The sequence below is a fragment of the Aeromonas sp. FDAARGOS 1410 genome (genome assembly GCF_019048745.1).
Lineage (GTDB): Bacteria > Pseudomonadota > Gammaproteobacteria > Enterobacterales > Aeromonadaceae > Aeromonas > Aeromonas jandaei.
Window position 1 is genome coordinate 2,534,777 of record NZ_CP077401.1, and the last position, 13,930, is coordinate 2,548,706.

The 13,930-nt window shown below is 62.0% G+C and carries 13 protein-coding genes; 6 read left to right on the forward strand and 7 right to left on the reverse strand.

Annotation, left to right across the window (positions count from 1 at the left end; all coding sequences use genetic code 11):
* Window positions 1-14: 14 nt before the first annotated feature.
* The 5 genes from glpC to I6L40_RS11795 all read right to left on the reverse strand — a co-directional run bounded on the left by glpC (window position 15) and on the right by I6L40_RS11795 (window position 5,656).
* A complete protein-coding gene (glpC, locus tag I6L40_RS11775) occupies window positions 15-1,217 on the reverse strand; it encodes an anaerobic glycerol-3-phosphate dehydrogenase subunit GlpC (protein ID WP_071915067.1) in 1,203 nt (400 codons plus the stop codon).
* 51 nt (window positions 1,218-1,268) lie between these two features.
* Window positions 1,269-2,534: a glycerol-3-phosphate dehydrogenase subunit GlpB gene (gene glpB, locus I6L40_RS11780; protein ID WP_216994305.1), complete on the reverse strand. Its 1,266-nt coding sequence runs from the start codon at window positions 2,532-2,534 to the stop codon at window positions 1,269-1,271.
* A complete protein-coding gene (glpA, locus tag I6L40_RS11785) occupies window positions 2,524-4,209 on the reverse strand; it encodes an anaerobic glycerol-3-phosphate dehydrogenase subunit A (protein WP_071915071.1) in 1,686 nt (561 codons plus the stop codon). Before glpA ends, glpB begins: the two co-directional genes overlap by 11 nt.
* A 151-nt stretch (window positions 4,210-4,360) precedes the next feature.
* Window positions 4,361-5,146, reverse strand: a complete 786-nt coding sequence (locus I6L40_RS11790; protein ID WP_041210283.1) for a PilZ domain-containing protein — start codon at window positions 5,144-5,146, stop codon at window positions 4,361-4,363.
* A gap of 51 nt (window positions 5,147-5,197) precedes the next feature.
* Complete coding sequence (locus I6L40_RS11795; protein ID WP_083593576.1) at window positions 5,198-5,656, reverse strand: YchJ family protein; 459 nt, start codon at window positions 5,654-5,656, stop codon at window positions 5,198-5,200.
* Window positions 5,657-5,780: 124 nt separating this feature from the next.
* Here I6L40_RS11795 and I6L40_RS11800 point away from each other — a divergent pair, with 124 nt between their 5' ends.
* The 4 genes from I6L40_RS11800 (at window position 5,781) to I6L40_RS11815 (ending at window position 10,700) form a co-directional block, all read left to right on the forward strand.
* On the forward strand, window positions 5,781-7,448 hold the full coding sequence (locus I6L40_RS11800; protein WP_033116114.1) for a methyl-accepting chemotaxis protein: 1,668 nt from the start codon (window positions 5,781-5,783) through the stop codon (window positions 7,446-7,448).
* A 130-nt stretch (window positions 7,449-7,578) separates the two neighbouring features.
* A complete protein-coding gene (locus tag I6L40_RS11805) occupies window positions 7,579-8,790 on the forward strand; it encodes an ROK family transcriptional regulator (RefSeq protein WP_033116113.1) in 1,212 nt (403 codons plus the stop codon).
* Between the two features lie 175 nt (window positions 8,791-8,965).
* A complete protein-coding gene (locus I6L40_RS11810; protein ID WP_216994306.1) occupies window positions 8,966-9,733 on the forward strand; it encodes a tRNA-uridine aminocarboxypropyltransferase in 768 nt (255 codons plus the stop codon).
* A gap of 190 nt (window positions 9,734-9,923) precedes the next feature.
* Window positions 9,924-10,700: a TSUP family transporter gene (locus I6L40_RS11815; RefSeq protein WP_043851743.1), complete on the forward strand. Its 777-nt coding sequence runs from the start codon at window positions 9,924-9,926 to the stop codon at window positions 10,698-10,700.
* Between the two features lie 76 nt (window positions 10,701-10,776).
* Here the strand turns inward: I6L40_RS11815 and I6L40_RS11820 are convergent, their stop codons facing one another.
* Together I6L40_RS11820 and I6L40_RS11825 are read right to left on the reverse strand one after the other, a co-directional pair.
* A complete protein-coding gene (locus I6L40_RS11820) occupies window positions 10,777-11,643 on the reverse strand; it encodes a LysR family transcriptional regulator (protein WP_071915076.1) in 867 nt (288 codons plus the stop codon).
* Window positions 11,644-11,698: 55 nt separating this feature from the next.
* Window positions 11,699-12,616, reverse strand: a complete 918-nt coding sequence (locus I6L40_RS11825; protein WP_216994307.1) for a DMT family transporter — start codon at window positions 12,614-12,616, stop codon at window positions 11,699-11,701.
* Between the two features lie 175 nt (window positions 12,617-12,791).
* Between I6L40_RS11825 and I6L40_RS11830 the strand changes: the two genes are divergently transcribed.
* Together I6L40_RS11830 and I6L40_RS21120 are read left to right on the forward strand one after the other, a co-directional pair.
* Complete coding sequence (locus I6L40_RS11830) at window positions 12,792-13,670, forward strand: helix-turn-helix domain-containing protein (protein WP_156128762.1); 879 nt, start codon at window positions 12,792-12,794, stop codon at window positions 13,668-13,670.
* A gap of 72 nt (window positions 13,671-13,742) precedes the next feature.
* Window positions 13,743-13,865: a hypothetical protein gene (locus I6L40_RS21120; RefSeq protein ID WP_255933577.1), complete on the forward strand. Its 123-nt coding sequence runs from the start codon at window positions 13,743-13,745 to the stop codon at window positions 13,863-13,865.
* The last annotated feature ends 65 nt before the right edge of the window (window positions 13,866-13,930 follow it).

A 13,930-nucleotide genomic window follows, 5' to 3' on the forward strand; every position in this document is an offset into this window, starting at 1 on the left:
TTGTTATCAGCCGATCAGGCCAGTGCCTGAGCCAGCAGGTGGATGGGATGTTCGCAGCGAAACGCCGTGCTCATCTCGATCTGCCATTTGCAGGTTTCGCAATCGGTGATCACCAGATCGGGGGCCAGGCGGTTGATCTGATCGAATAGCCCCTCGCCGATGGTCTGGCTGGTCTGGTAGTTCTCCGACTTGAAGCCGTAGGTGCCGGCGATCCCGCAGCACTGGGACTCCAGCACCGTCACCTTGACCCCGGGAATGGCGCGCAGCAGTTCGAGGGTATAGATGACACCCCCCATTTTTTCCATATGGCAGGGGGTGTGGTAGGCAATGTGCAGATTGAGCGGTTTCATCGCCGGTTTGTTGCCCTTGTAGAACTCGTTCCACAGGAAGCGGGTCACCAGCGAGATGCGATCCCGCACCTTGTGGTTGTCCTGCTCCAGCAGGTGGGGATATTCATCGCGCAGGGTAAAGCCGCAGGTGGAGGAGGTGGCCAGCAGCGGCATCTCGTTGCCCAGCAGGGAGTTCTCCATCTGCTTGATGTTGAAGGCCGCCTGCTGCTTGGCCTTGTCCATGAAGCCGTTGGCAATCAGCGGCACGCCGCAGCACTTCTCCCGCTCCAGCAATTGCACGCCGATGTTCATGGCGTTGAGCACCTGTACCAGCTCTTTGCCGAGTTGCGGGTGGTTGTAGTTGACGTAGCAGCCGTGGAAATAGGCGATTTGGCGCGCAAAGCGGGCCTGAGTCTCTTTCTGCTTCTTGTACCAACCGCGGAAGGTGCCCTGGGAGTATTTGGGCAGGTCGCGGTGGGAGGAGACCCCCAGCGCCTTGTCCAGCACCAGCTTCATCGGCTTGAGGCCGGTGGTGAAGTTGACCACCGGCGCCATCAGGGTAGACATGCTGCCCATCAGATCGGTGTGGGAGAGCACGAACTCGCGGATCCCCGGTTTGAAGCCGCTGTACTTGTCTTTGGCCTTGGCGATGATGTCGCCGATGCGTACTCCACTCGGGCAGGCGACTTCGCAGCGCTTGCAGTTGGTGCAGTGCTTGAGGGCGCTGTCAAAGAGCTCCGGGCTCTTGATCCGCAGCCGCTCCCCATCCGGGCCCGCCTGTTTCGGGCCGGGGTAGGCGGGATTGGCCTTGGCCACCGGACAGTAGGCGGTACAGACGGTGCATTTGATACACTGATCGAAAGTTTGGTTGGCGTGATCCAGTAGCATGTCAGTTCTCCTCCCGTAGGGTGTGAAGGCACGGGATATGGGACAAAATCATCATTGGGCGGCACCCAGAATATGGCCGGCGGCCTGCCAGCCGGTGGCAACCGCGACACCGGAACCTGATCCCTCTTTGATGGGGTCATAGTGCGCCAGCACGCTGCCGGCGCCGTAGAGGTTGGTGAGCGGCTTGCCGCCGCGCAGCACTCTGAGCTTGTCGTCGGTCTTGACCCCGAAGCCCATAAAGGGGTGGTGATCGAACAGGCGGCGACCGGCCCAGGCGTCGCGCTCTTCCAGACTCAGCACATCGGCATCGAAGATGGGTTCGCGAATGCCGCGCAGACGGGACTCCAGCCCGCGGCTGAAGAAGCTGCCGGAGGCGAGCACGAAGTTGTCCGCTTCAAACAGCTGGTCATCGCCATTCTGGGTGTGTACGCCGACCACCCGATCCCCCTCGTAACGGGCGCCCAGCACCCGCTCGCTGGTGAGGAAGGTGCCGCCAAGGGCCATGAAGCGGCGCTTGAGCGCCTCCTGCATCCGCATCCCGATCAGCGATGGCGGCATGGTCGCCACCTCCTTGATGGTGCATCCGGTACGTTGCTCCAGCTCCGCCAGACGCGGGCCAACCAGCCCCAGCGACAGGCAGGCGGGCAGCACGATATGGCGGCAGTCGGGCACGCCGCTCTCTTGCACCATTCGACTGATCTCGCTGGCCAGATCGGCCACCAGATGGTGCTTGTCACACAGACGCGCAATATCGGCAGAGCGAAACTCATGGGGATTGCGGCTGAATTCCGCCAGCTGGGGCAGGCGGATTTCGCCAGTCAGAATGCGGCAGTGGGCAAAGCGCGGATGGGTCGCCAGATTGGCCGCCGCCAGTGCCGGATGAAAGTCGCGAAAGCCTTCGAGGGTGGCCAGCAGTAGCACGTCCGGGATCGGTGCATCGGTGACGCAGGCGCAAGTATCGGGGGAGAGCCAGGTACGTTTGAGGGTACCGATGGGGGTCAGGCGCTGGTGATTGGTTTCGTGGCGCACCAGCGGCAGCCCCTGCTCGGCGCAGTGGCGCTGCAGATCGGCCAGGCTCGCCTCGATATTCTGCATTCCGACTTTGCTGTAGGGGTGATCCGGATGAGCTGCCATAAAGGCGGGCAGCTCTGCGCGGGGATCTCCCTCGCTCTCCAGCAGGTCGACCGAGCCGGAGGAGAAGTGGAGGGCACTCTGGCCTGAGGCCATCAGCAGCGTCTTCTGGCCTGCTTCCACCAGACGCAGGGCGGCCGAGAGACCCGCCATGCCGCCGCCGATAACGATATTGTCAAACTTCATGACGGCTCTCCTTCTCAGTGGCGTGAGTGGCATTGTGCTGCCCGGGGGCGCGTGGCGCATCGGTGACCAGCTGCGGTGTGGTCCACTCGCCAAGGCCAAACAGCCCCTCGTAGATCCAGTAGGTAAACTCGGCCTCGCGCAGGGCATCGCCCCACAGCACTGGGCGGGTGCCCTTGTAGCGCTCTTCCAGGAACTGGCGCAGCATGACGCAGGCCTGACGGCCGTCGGCCTTGCCGTACTCCTGCATCAGGCCGGCGGCGCGGTAGGCGCACAGCTCGCCCTGACAGGGCCCCATCCCCAGACGGGTGCGGCGGCGCAGGTCGATGAGGTTGTCCACATCGAGCTCGCGCAGGGCGTATTCGATTTCACCGGCGGTGACCATCTCGCACTCGCAGATGAGGGCGTTGGCTTTCGGATTGTCACGGAAGAAGGCGATAACCCGCTCGCCGTGGCGGTACTGGGCCGACCCTTCGGCAGGCACCGAGAGCCCCGGGGCGGAGACCTTCTCCGGATCCCGCGAGCCGGGCAGATTGAGCTCGGCAGTGCGGCAGGGCTTGCTGTTGCCAAGCTTCTTGGCCAGCAGATCGGTGGCCCACTCCGCCATCAGGCGGTAGGTCATCAGCTTGCCGCCGGTGATGGTGTTGAAGCCCTTGAGGCCATCGCGCTCGGCGTGATCGAGCAGCACTATGCCGCGGCTGATGTTGCGGCCTGTGTCGTCACCGTCCACCGCCACCAGCGGGCGAACGCCGGCGTAGGCGCGCAGCAGACGGGTGCGCGCCATGATGGGGGCAAGCTTGATCCCCTCGCGCAGCAGCACTTCCACCTCTTCGGGCTCGACGGTGAGCTGGTCAATCTTGTTGTAATCGATGCGGCTGGATGTGGTGCCGATGAGGGAGATGGTATCGCCCGGCACCAGAATGTCCGCATCCGCCGGTTTGCGGGCGCGGTTGAGCACCAGCTGGTTGATGCGGTAATCCATGATGAGCAGGGATCCCTTGGCCGGGAACATGCGGATGCCGAGATCGGCGTATTCGCAAATTTGCTGGCCCCAGATGCCGGCGGCGTTGATCACCTCCTGACACTCAACCTCGAACGCTTCGCCGGTGCGGGTGTTGATCGCCTTGACCCCGTGTACCCGATCCTGAGTGCGCAAGAGTCCCAGCACCTTGCAGTGGGTAAAGATACGCGCGCCGTGCTCTTTGGCGTCCAGCACGTTGGCGGCGGCGAGGCGGAACGGGTCGACCGTACCATCCGGCACGTGGATTGCGCCGATCATCGCCGGGTTGGCGTTGGGCTCCATACGCAAGGCTTCGCGGGGATCGAGCTGACGGGTTTCGATCCCGGCGCGGGCACATGCATCCATGAAGGTGGTTTGGAAATTGATGTCATCTTCCGGCAGGGTGAGGAAGAGGCCGCCGGTGTCCTCGACACAGTGGCTGGCAATCCGCTTGAGGATGCGGTTTTCCTGAATGCACTCGCGGGCGGATTCCTGATCCGTCACCGCGTAGCGTGCTCCCGAGTGGAGCAGGCCATGGTTGCGCCCCGTAGTGCCGGCGGCGATATCGTCCCGTTCGAGCAGAATGCAGTCAATGTCGCGCAGTGCGCAATCGCGCATGATGCCTGCCCCGGTGGCCCCGCCGCCTATGATGACGACTTGTGTAGTTATTCTTTGCATTGGTGCCGGTCTCGCTACTCACATTGATGAGAAGTTTGACGTTAACCGTGAGTAAAATGTTTGATTCAGACCAAATAAATGAGCGTGATCGAACATTTTCGACCGTTAATGCTCAGAAGTGTGATCGGGATCGGCCTGACAATAGCCCCTTTCAGGGGGCGGAGTGGCCCATGGCGATGTTCGCAACAGCGCCAGCTTGAGTGCGAACGACCATCTGATGGCCATTGAATTCGAGGTGCTTCAAAAAGGTTTCGCTTTGTTGCAGGCCGGCTGCGTCGAACTGCATGCCGTAGACGGGGTAGTTGTTGATCTGGCGCTGGTTGCGCACTGTGCCGGTCAGCTGGTAGGGCATCCCGTTGGCGCTAGAGGCATCGAGGCGCAGCTCAAGCGAGTGGTTGAGGGGAATGGTCGGTGCCTGATGGTGGGTGCTGAAGGCGCAACCTGCCAGCGAAAAGTCCACCAGATGGATGTTGAGCGGGTGCTGGGCAAAAAGAGCGACTCCTGTGCAACTGATTGGGTAGCGGATCTCCTTGCGGATCTTGAACAGGGTCATGCTCTCTGGCTGGCGCATGGTGAAGAGCTGGGGCTGCTTGTTGAACTGCTCGATAAAGCCCTCGAAGCAGAGCATGGCTCCCACCCCCCGCTCGCAGATGATGGCCGCCGTGAGGCGGTAACCCGGTTGGCAGTAGAGTGCCGCATCCGCCGGGGTGGTGGCGGGCAGGCTGAAATAGATGATGCGCGCCTTGTCGGCGCCGATCAGCACGGCAGGCAGGGAGCGCAGCTGACCGGTCGGAGTGATCACCTCGATCCCCACCTTGCTGGCGGGATAGAGATAATCCATGACATCGGGCCCCTGGATGGAGATGCCCTTCTCCTTATTGGCCTTGATACGATCCTTGATTGATTTGAAGGGTGACTGCTGAGTCTGTTGTGTCATGGATCATGGTCCCGATGCTCCCGCGTTACAGATTCATTTAAGTAGTCAGCCTCAATTGCCGCAACACTTCTTGAACTTCTTGCCGCTGCCACAGGGACAGGGATCATTGCGCCCAATGCGGAGCGGGACGGGATCTATCTCGCCGTCGGTGTAGACCCAGCGAGCCTCATAACGCACAAAGCGGGAACGTTCATGCAGGCAGTGACGAGTCTCGCCTTCCACGAACCAGGCTTTGAACTCCACCATGCCGAGTATGTCGTCGGGGCCGCCCTGGCTGGCGATGATCTCGAGGCCATCCCATTGGGTATCGGTCTGGGAGAGCAGTTCTGCGGTCAGCTCTCCCAGATAGTCGGGGTGCCAGCTATGCACCAGATAATCCCCAAGACCCAGCACGAAGGCGCTGTAGCGCGAGCGCATCAGCTGTTCTGGGGTGAGAGCGGGAGCACCGCCGTGGAGTGATCCGCAGCACAGTTCGAGAGAAAGGTTGGAACCGCAAGGGCAAAGAGTCATGTTTTTCGCTAATTGGCCGATTTATTTTAAGGGAATTGTAACGAAAGCGAGCCGCGAACTGCCAGCACCTATACTGATGATTGGGCAAGGAATTCCAATAAAAACAGCTGCAAGGATGTGAAAAATGACGTTAAAGCAGAAAATCCTGTTACTCGGAGCGCTCCCCGTGCTGTTGATGGCACTGGCGGTCAATCTCAGCAACTACATGCTCTCCAGAAGCGATCTGGAGTCTGATTTGGTGGTGGCGCGGGAGAAGGCGATCAAGGATCGCAAGGCGCTGCTCAGCAGTTACATCATGATGGCTCAGACTGCCATCAACGCTGTCTACTCCTTGCCTGATTCACCGGAGAATCGGCAAAAGGTCAAAGAGTTGCTCAGACCGCTGCGTTACAGCAGCGACGGTTACTTCTTTGTCTATGACTTTGAGGGCAACACCATATTGCTGCCGGTTCGCACCGAACTGGAGGGCAAAAACCGCTGGAATGACAAGGATGCCAAGGGCAAGTTCCTTATTCAGGAGATCCTCAAGTCGGCCCGTCAGGGGGATGGCTTTACCGAATACTGGACGGCCAAGCCCTCCATCGGTCGTGATGCGCCCAAGCTGGCCTTTACCCTGGTGCTGGACAAATACCAGTGGATCATAGGGACCGGCTTTTATATCGATGACATCGACAACGAACTGGCCACCCTGCGTGCCGAGCGGGAGAGCAAGATGAACAGCTCGCTGCAGGTCGGGGTGCTGGTGATCCTGGTGATTTTGGGCGTCACTCTGGTGGCGACCGTGATTGTCGGCAACAGGGTCAGCAAACCGCTGGCAGATGCGGTGCTGGCATTGAACGATATCGCCAACGGCGAGGGGGATTTGACCCAACGTCTCAAGGTGCAGAGCAAAGATGAGATTGGTCAGCTGGCCAGCGCCTTCAACCGCTTCGTCGAGCGGATCCAGTCGGTGGTGAGTCAGGTCGGGGAGACCAGCAACCACCTCTTCAGCGCCGTCGACAAGCTGCATCACCTTAGCGAGCACTACGACCAGCAGATGCACGGCCATAGCCGGGAGACCGATCAGGTGGTCACCGCAGTGACCGAGATGAGCTCGACCGCGCAAGAGGTGGCGGCCAGCGCCTCCAATGCCGCCAGTGCAACCAGCGATGCGGCCCGCGAATCCGACGCGGCGCGCGGCGTGGTCAGCACCGCCATCAACAGCATCAACCGGCTGGTGGGCGAGGTACATACCGCCTCCGGCGTTATCGAGCAGCTGGCGCAGGAGACCGGCAAGATCGGCTCTGTGGTGGAGGTCATTCGCGGCATCGCCGAGCAGACCAACCTGCTGGCGCTGAACGCGGCCATCGAAGCGGCCCGTGCCGGCGAGCAGGGCCGCGGTTTTGCGGTGGTGGCAGACGAGGTGCGATCCCTTGCCGGCCGTACCCAGCAGAGCACCAAGGAGATCAACGAGATGCTCCAGCGTCTGCAGGGCGGGGTAAAACAGGCGGTGGATGTAATGCAGGCAAGCGAGGAGCGCAGCCAGGAGACGGTGCAGGAGGCGAGCCACATCGCAAGCTCCCTCGACAGCATGGTGATGGCGGTCAGCACCATCAACGACATGAACATCCAGATCGCCACGGCCGCCGAGGAGCAGCACGCGGTCTCCGAGGAGATCAACAAGAACCTGGTGGCCATCCAGCAGATTGTCAGCGAGCTGACCAGCGCGGCGGTCGAGTCCAACAGCACCACCCGTGATCTGGCCAATACCGGCGACAAATTGCGCAAGCTGGTCTCCCAGTTCCGCTATTGATCCTGCCTTGTCAGGTGACGAGTGCCACAAGATGCGGTCTGAACCCCGGTTCAGGCCGCACTTTATTTGGGGATTGACCAATAATGTGTGAAAATTGCCGCCCTCTGTGTCTGCGTTTGCCCCATAGCCTATGAATGAGATCGTGAAAGGTAGTATCGACTTGATCCGCCAGCTCAACTACGGCCTGGTTTATGCCAGCCTGGAAGAGCACAAGGAGTTGTCGCGCACCGATCTCTCCCGCTTGACCGGTCTCTCTCCCGCCAGCATTACCAAAATCACCCGCGAGCTGCTCGACAGCGGGCTGGTGGTCACCTGTGGTGAAAGCTCGGTGGGGCGTGGCCGTCGCCAGACCTTGCTGCGCATCAACGAGCGCCGCTTCCAGTTTCTCTCCATGCGGCTGGGGCGTGGTTATGTAGACATGGCGCTGTTCGACTTCACCGGTCGTTCGCTGGCGCGCCATCGCCATATTTTTACCGAGGCCGAGCGCGGCGAACTGCTGGATAGCCTGGTTCACGCCATTCGCAGCTTCTTGCCGAAAAAGGCCCTCAACCTTGCCTGCATCGCCCTTTGTCTGCCGGGTCAGGTAGAGCGCCACTCCGGCATGGTCAAGCACTTCCCCTTCTACGATCTGCGCAACTGGCCGCTGGGGCCGACTTTGCAGGAGGCCTTTGCTGTGCCGGTGCTGGTGAGCGGCGACGTGCGCACCTGGATCCAGGCAGAGCGCGAGTGGGGAGCCGCCAAGAATTGCGCCGATGCGGTGCTGGTGTTCGTTCACAACGACATCGGTGTCGGCATGGTGGTCAATGGCCAGCTTATCGAGAGCGAAAATGCGCTGCTCGGCGATCTCAGCCATTTGCAGCTCGAACCCTATGGCCAGCGCTGCTACTGCGGCGGCTTTGGCTGCGCCTGCACGCTAGTGACCAATCAGGCGCTGGAGGCGCAATACCGGGATCTGCGCGAGCGGATGCAGGAGCACGATCTGCCCGAGAGCGTCACCATTCGCGAGCTGTGCGAGCTGGCGCTGGCGGGCAACAGCCTCTGTCAGGATATTCTCCATCAGGCGGCGGGGCGCCTGTCGCGGGTGCTCTCCAACCTCATTTGTCTGCTCAATCCGGGCAAGCTGCTGCTGGGGGGCGAGATCACCCGTGCCGATCGACTACTGTTCCCCATGTTGCATCAGTCGCTGGCGAGCCAGTTGCCGGCCGAGTATCTGGTGCGGCTGCAGATCGAATCCACCCACTTCTACGAAGATCCCACCAAGCCCACCTCGGTGCAGGTGCACAAGGCGCTGCGTGACGGTAGCCTGTTGCTGGAGCTGCTGCGCACCTGTCAGGAGTCGTAAGGCAAAAGGATTTGGCACTGTGCCTGGCGAAAGGGGCAGGGATTGCTGTTCCACCAGCACGTAACTGGGTACAATCTTGCGCTTTTCCGGCAGAACCCCTGTTATCGGGCGCTTATGGCGCCGTGACATGTGGGCACCGTTGCCGTTCCTGTTTTGACTCCAGTTGTGAACCTAGATGAAGCCTGTTCCTGATCACGCCGTCAACCGCCTGCGGGCCTGGCGCAAGAGTATCTCTACCCGACCGTTTCTCGCCCGTGGCGGCACCCTGGCCCGTTGTCCCGCCTGTCAGCTGCGTGAGGATTGGTGTGCCTGCGAGTGGCGCCCCGAGCTCAAAGCGGAGGCGGGCTTTTGCCTGCTGATGTATGACAGCGAGCCGATGAAGCCCTCCAACACCGGCCGTCTCATCGCCGATGTGTTGCCGGATACCACCTGGGCCTTTCTCTGGTCGCGCACCGAGCCCCATCCCGAGCTGCTGGCCCTGCTGGCCGATCCTGTTTGGCAGCCCTATGTGGTCTTTCCCGCCTGCGAAAAGGAGCCGGCCCGTTTGACCGGCGAGGTTGTGCTTGCGCCCGGCAAGAAGCCGCTCTTTATCCTGCTCGACGGCACTTGGCCTGAGGCGCGCAAGATGTTCAACAAGAGCCCCTATCTCGACGGTTTTCCGGTGCTGGCCATCAAACCCGATGCGCTCTCTACTTATGGCATGCGGGTGGCCAACAGCGAGGAGCACCTCTGTACCGCCGAGGTGGCCGCCTGTGTGCTGGAAGTTGCCGGGGAGCTCAGGGCCGGTCAGGCGCTGCAGCACTGGTTCAATCTGTTCAGCAGCCGCTACATGGCCGGTCGGGTCAGCCGTTTCCCCGGTGATGACGAGGTGCCGCTGCTGGCGGCTCTGACCGCCATCAAGGGATCGGAAGTGGAGTCACCGGCGCCACAAAGCGCTGCCTGAGCTGAGGGGCAGGGGCGCGTGAGCCAAAATTAGTGAAAATCAGGAATCAATTGGCTGCCACTGTTTCGTTAGATTCATGGACTTTGGCCCGTTAGGATAACCGGCAGTCAGTGCAGCCCCTCTGCCCGGCGTGTTTATTCTCCCCCCGGTTGCCCCTGTGTCGGGCAACCCAATCCCGTGAGGTCTATGGATGGAATTGGAACTGGTTACCCTGTTTGCCCTGTTTGGCGTGGCGCTCATCGCCGGCTTTATCGATGCCATCGCCGGTGGCGGCGGCCTGTTGACGGTACCGGCCCTGCTGGCCACCGGCATGCCCCCCGCGCTGGTGCTTGGCACCAACAAGCTGCAGAGCAGTTTCGGCTCCTTTTCCGCCACCTGGTTCTATGCCCGCAGAGGATTGCTGGAGTGGGCCATGATCTGGCCTGCGGTGATCTGCACCTTTATCGGCGCCGCCGTGGGCACGCTGGCGGTGCAGACCATCGATGCCGCCGTGCTGGAGCGCTTGCTCCCCTTTCTGCTGATGGCCTTTGCCTGCTACTTCTTCTTCTCGCCGCGGGTGAGCGACGCCGAGAGCTCCCGCCGCCTGACCCCCATGCTATTTGCGCTGCTGGTGGGGGGCGGGGTCGGCTTCTATGACGGCTTCTTCGGGCCGGGGACCGGTTCATTCTTTGCCATCGGATTCGTGGCGCTGGCAGGCTTTGGCATGGCGCGGGCCACCGCCCACACCAAGCTGCTCAACTTCACCTCCAACATCGCCTCCCTGCTGTTCTTTGCCCTCGGCGGCAAGGTGGTGTGGAGCGTCGGTTTCTGCATGGCGCTGGGGCAATTTGTGGGCGCCCGTTTTGGCTCCAAAATGGTGCTGAAAAAAGGGGTGAAGCTGATCAAGCCGCTGCTGGTGACCGTCTCCCTGCTGATGTCCGCCAAGCTGGTGTGGAGCCAGTATCCCGAGCTGTTTGCCTGGATCTGATGTGTGCCTTGCTTGCCGCATCGCAATTGTTAACGGGGCCCTCGGGCCCCGTTGTCATATCTGCGGTTTTACAGCGTTAGCGCGGTGTGTCGCTGTAATGGCTGAAGTGTTTGCGCAGGGCGTTGACCAGTTTGGCAATGCGCTCGCGCTTGAGACTATTTGGCCGGTAGACCAGATGGAGCGGGCGGGCGAGTGCCGGCAGCAGGCGGGCCGTTTCTCCCTGCTCCCCCACCAGCGCCAGCAGACCGGCAGGCAGCAGCACCGGGCCGATACCGGCCTTGGCCAGCTCGATCAGCGCCAGATAGGAGTCGAGCTCCATGGCGGGCTCCAGGCCGAGGGCGGCGAGGGGCTCGCGCAGATAGCGATTGGCGGGGTTCTCCAGATCCATGGTGAGGATCTTGCGCCCACCGCCCTGAGCGGCAGGGGGCAGGCTCTGCTGCGCCTCTCCCACCAGATAGAAGGGCTCCTCCAGCAGCAGCTCGGCGCCAAGGCCATGGCCGGGCGGGAGGCGACCGGCGCAGATGCCGAGCAGGGCATCGCCGCTGCGCACCCGCGCCAGAATGACCGGGGTGTGGTGGGTGGAGAGGGCGAGATGCGGGTCGCGGCCAAGGTAGCCGCGCATGAAGTGGGCGAGATAACCGGCCAGCAGGGTCTCGGAGCAGGCGATGGGGAGGGGACTGTGATCAGCCAGATCCTGGCTGTCGGCCAGTACCCCCTTCATCTCGGCCAGGCTCGGCGCTACCCGCTCCAGCAGCTCCAGCGCCTGCGGGGTGAGCCGGATCTGGCGCCCCTCCGGCTCGATCAGCTTCTTGCCAAGGCGCTGCTCCAGCTGGGCAATGCGCTTGCTCACCGCCGACTGGCTGATATAGAGGCGGCTGGCCACCTTGGCCATGGTTCCTTCACTTGCCAGCAGGCTCAGCGTCTCCAGCCCTTCCAGTAACATCTCGCCCCCTTGTCATCGACAGATTGGATCTGCGTTACCTTAGGGGCTGGTCGCTTCAGGAGCAAGTGTCGTTTACCGCCTTGAACGGGCCAATGCGCCAGCTCTTCAAGGGCGGTGCGAAGATCACCAGATTGCCGATGAGACTCACCACCACGCCGACCACCGACACCGGCTGCCAGACAAATCCCTCATAGAAGGTCGAAAGGGTAAGTGCCACCAGCGGAAAGAGCACGGTCGCGTAGGAGGCCTTGCTGGCCCCGATGCGCCCCACCAGGGTCAGATAGGCGGTAAAGGCGATGACCGAGCCAAACAGGGCGAGGTAGACCATGGCCGCCAGATAGTGGCTGTCGGTCGGCACCACCAGCTGCTGCCCGAGCAATGTGACCCAGCCCAGCAACAGCACGACGCCGTAAACCATGCCCCAGGGCACTATCTGCAACACATGGTAGCCGTGGCGCTGGCCGCGGGCCGAGACCAGATTGCCCAGCGAAAAACAGAGGGTACCGCCACAGGCGAACAGCAATCCCTTCCAGCCGTTTGCTCCCAGTTGCGCATCTGCCAGCACCGGCCAGAACAGCAGCAGGGTGCCAAAGAGCCCCAGTAGCGACCCTTGCAGCCAGCGCAGGCTCGGGCGTTTGCCCTCGAACAGCCAGAGGTTGAGGCCATTGAAGATGCTGGCGCTGGCGAAGATCACCGCCGACATGCCGCTCGGGATATAGCGGGTGGCGTGGTAGAAGCAGAGAAAGTTGGTGGAAAAGAGCAGGGCACCGAGCAGCGCCGCGTAGCGCTGGCCGTGCCACGGCAGGCGCGGAAAGCGGCCGCTGGCGGTGAGCAGGGCAAACAGCGCCACCGCCGCCAGCAAGAAGCGGTAGAGCACCGATACTTCGATGGGGATGGGGCCAAGCTGCCAGGCGATGGCGATCCAGGTGCTGCCCCAGATAAGGACGGTGGCGAGATAGAGCAGAAGGTTCATCGGTTGTTCCACAAGCAGGTAGGTTTGTATTCCAGCATGGGGTGGGCAGGGGCTTGCTGGCTTGCACCATCTTGCGGTTTTTGTTTGTGGGCCGCTGTCATCCCGGGCGTCAGTCGGTAAGATGAGCGGACGGCAGGATGGGCTTGCCGGGAGCGTCAGGGAGAGGCAGGGTCAGATGAAAACGGCAGGGGTATTCGATGCACTGGTCAGCACCGGCGCCCGGCTGGAGGACTCCTGCTGGCTGGAGCCCGGGCTTGGCGTGGCCAGCTGGCGCAACTGCTACGATCAGACCCGCTACCACAAGCCGGGCCACCACACCCTGAGCGTCTATCTGCAGGGGGGCGAGCAGACCGAGCGGCTCGACGGGCCGGGCGGTTGTGGTGGCACCGGCAAGGTGTGCATCATGCCGGATCACCACAGATCCGAATGGCTGGTGCGCGAGGAGTTTCGCTTCTTCCACCTCTACTTCACCCCGGCCCACCTGACCCGCATCGCCGAGGAGGTGTGCGACCGCGAGGGGCGCCACCTGCAACTGCTGGACAAGACCTTTATCGACGATCCGAAGGCGGCATTGTTGGTGCAGAGTCAGCTGATGCAGCTTGAGTGGCAGCACGGCATCGACCGCCTGGCGCTCTCTCACGGCGCCTGGATGCTGATCCTCCACGCCTATCGCCACCATACCGAGGCGGCGCCTGCACTGCCGACGGTACGTGGCGGGCTGGCTCCGGTGGCGATCCGGCGGGTGCAGGAGTACCTTCATGCTCACCTGGCCGAGCCGGTAACGCTGGCCCAGCTGGCGCAGCAGGCGGGTCTGAGCGAGTATCACTTCGCCCGCATGTTCAGTCAGAGCCTGGGCTGCCCGCCCCACCGCTACCTGCTGGAGCTGCGCCTCAAGCGGGCCAAACAGCTGCTGGCAGGTGTTGAACCGCTGGCGACGATCGCCAGCCAGTGCGGTTTCTCCTCCCAGGCTCACTTTGGCAACCGCTTTCGCGAGGCGTTTGGCCTGACGCCGGGGCAGTGGCGTGCCCGGCTGTCATCCTCCTGTCACAGTTAACCGCGAGACTCAATGCGTTCCGGTGAGTTCGCTCACCCCGTCATTTCGCAGTGCCACAAACAGGAGCCGCCATTGAATCATCGCAAGCGCCAGATCCGTACCCGCCACCTCTGGTTCAACCACTGGAATGCCCCGCAGGGGCGCCTGACCGAGCCAACCCCGCCCGAACCTGCCATTCCTCACAGTTCCCGCTGAAAAAGGGCGCTACCAGATAGGATTTTTCCGGCAACTTTGCCACTATTGCTCCATCAGAGTGACGT

Excerpts from the sequence above, each read along its gene's own strand:
- glpC (WP_071915067.1), bottom strand. The coding sequence starts at position 1,217 with ATGCTACTGGATCACGCCAACCAAACTTTCGATCAGTGTATCAAATGC.
- glpB (WP_216994305.1), bottom strand. The coding sequence starts at position 2,534 with ATGAAGTTTGACAATATCGTTATCGGCGGCGGCATGGCGGGTCTCTCG.
- glpA (WP_071915071.1), bottom strand. The coding sequence starts at position 4,209 with ATGCAAAGAATAACTACACAAGTCGTCATCATAGGCGGCGGGGCCACC.
- I6L40_RS11790 (WP_041210283.1), bottom strand. The coding sequence starts at position 5,146 with ATGACACAACAGACTCAGCAGTCACCCTTCAAATCAATCAAGGATCGT.
- I6L40_RS11795 (WP_083593576.1), bottom strand. The coding sequence starts at position 5,656 with ATGACTCTTTGCCCTTGCGGTTCCAACCTTTCTCTCGAACTGTGCTGC.
- I6L40_RS11800 (WP_033116114.1), top strand. The coding sequence starts at position 5,781 with ATGACGTTAAAGCAGAAAATCCTGTTACTCGGAGCGCTCCCCGTGCTG.
- I6L40_RS11805 (WP_033116113.1), top strand. The coding sequence starts at position 7,579 with ATGAATGAGATCGTGAAAGGTAGTATCGACTTGATCCGCCAGCTCAAC.
- I6L40_RS11810 (WP_216994306.1), top strand. The coding sequence starts at position 8,966 with ATGAAGCCTGTTCCTGATCACGCCGTCAACCGCCTGCGGGCCTGGCGC.
- I6L40_RS11815 (WP_043851743.1), top strand. The coding sequence starts at position 9,924 with ATGGAATTGGAACTGGTTACCCTGTTTGCCCTGTTTGGCGTGGCGCTC.
- I6L40_RS11820 (WP_071915076.1), bottom strand. The coding sequence starts at position 11,643 with ATGTTACTGGAAGGGCTGGAGACGCTGAGCCTGCTGGCAAGTGAAGGA.
- I6L40_RS11825 (WP_216994307.1), bottom strand. The coding sequence starts at position 12,616 with ATGAACCTTCTGCTCTATCTCGCCACCGTCCTTATCTGGGGCAGCACC.
- I6L40_RS11830 (WP_156128762.1), top strand. The coding sequence starts at position 12,792 with ATGAAAACGGCAGGGGTATTCGATGCACTGGTCAGCACCGGCGCCCGG.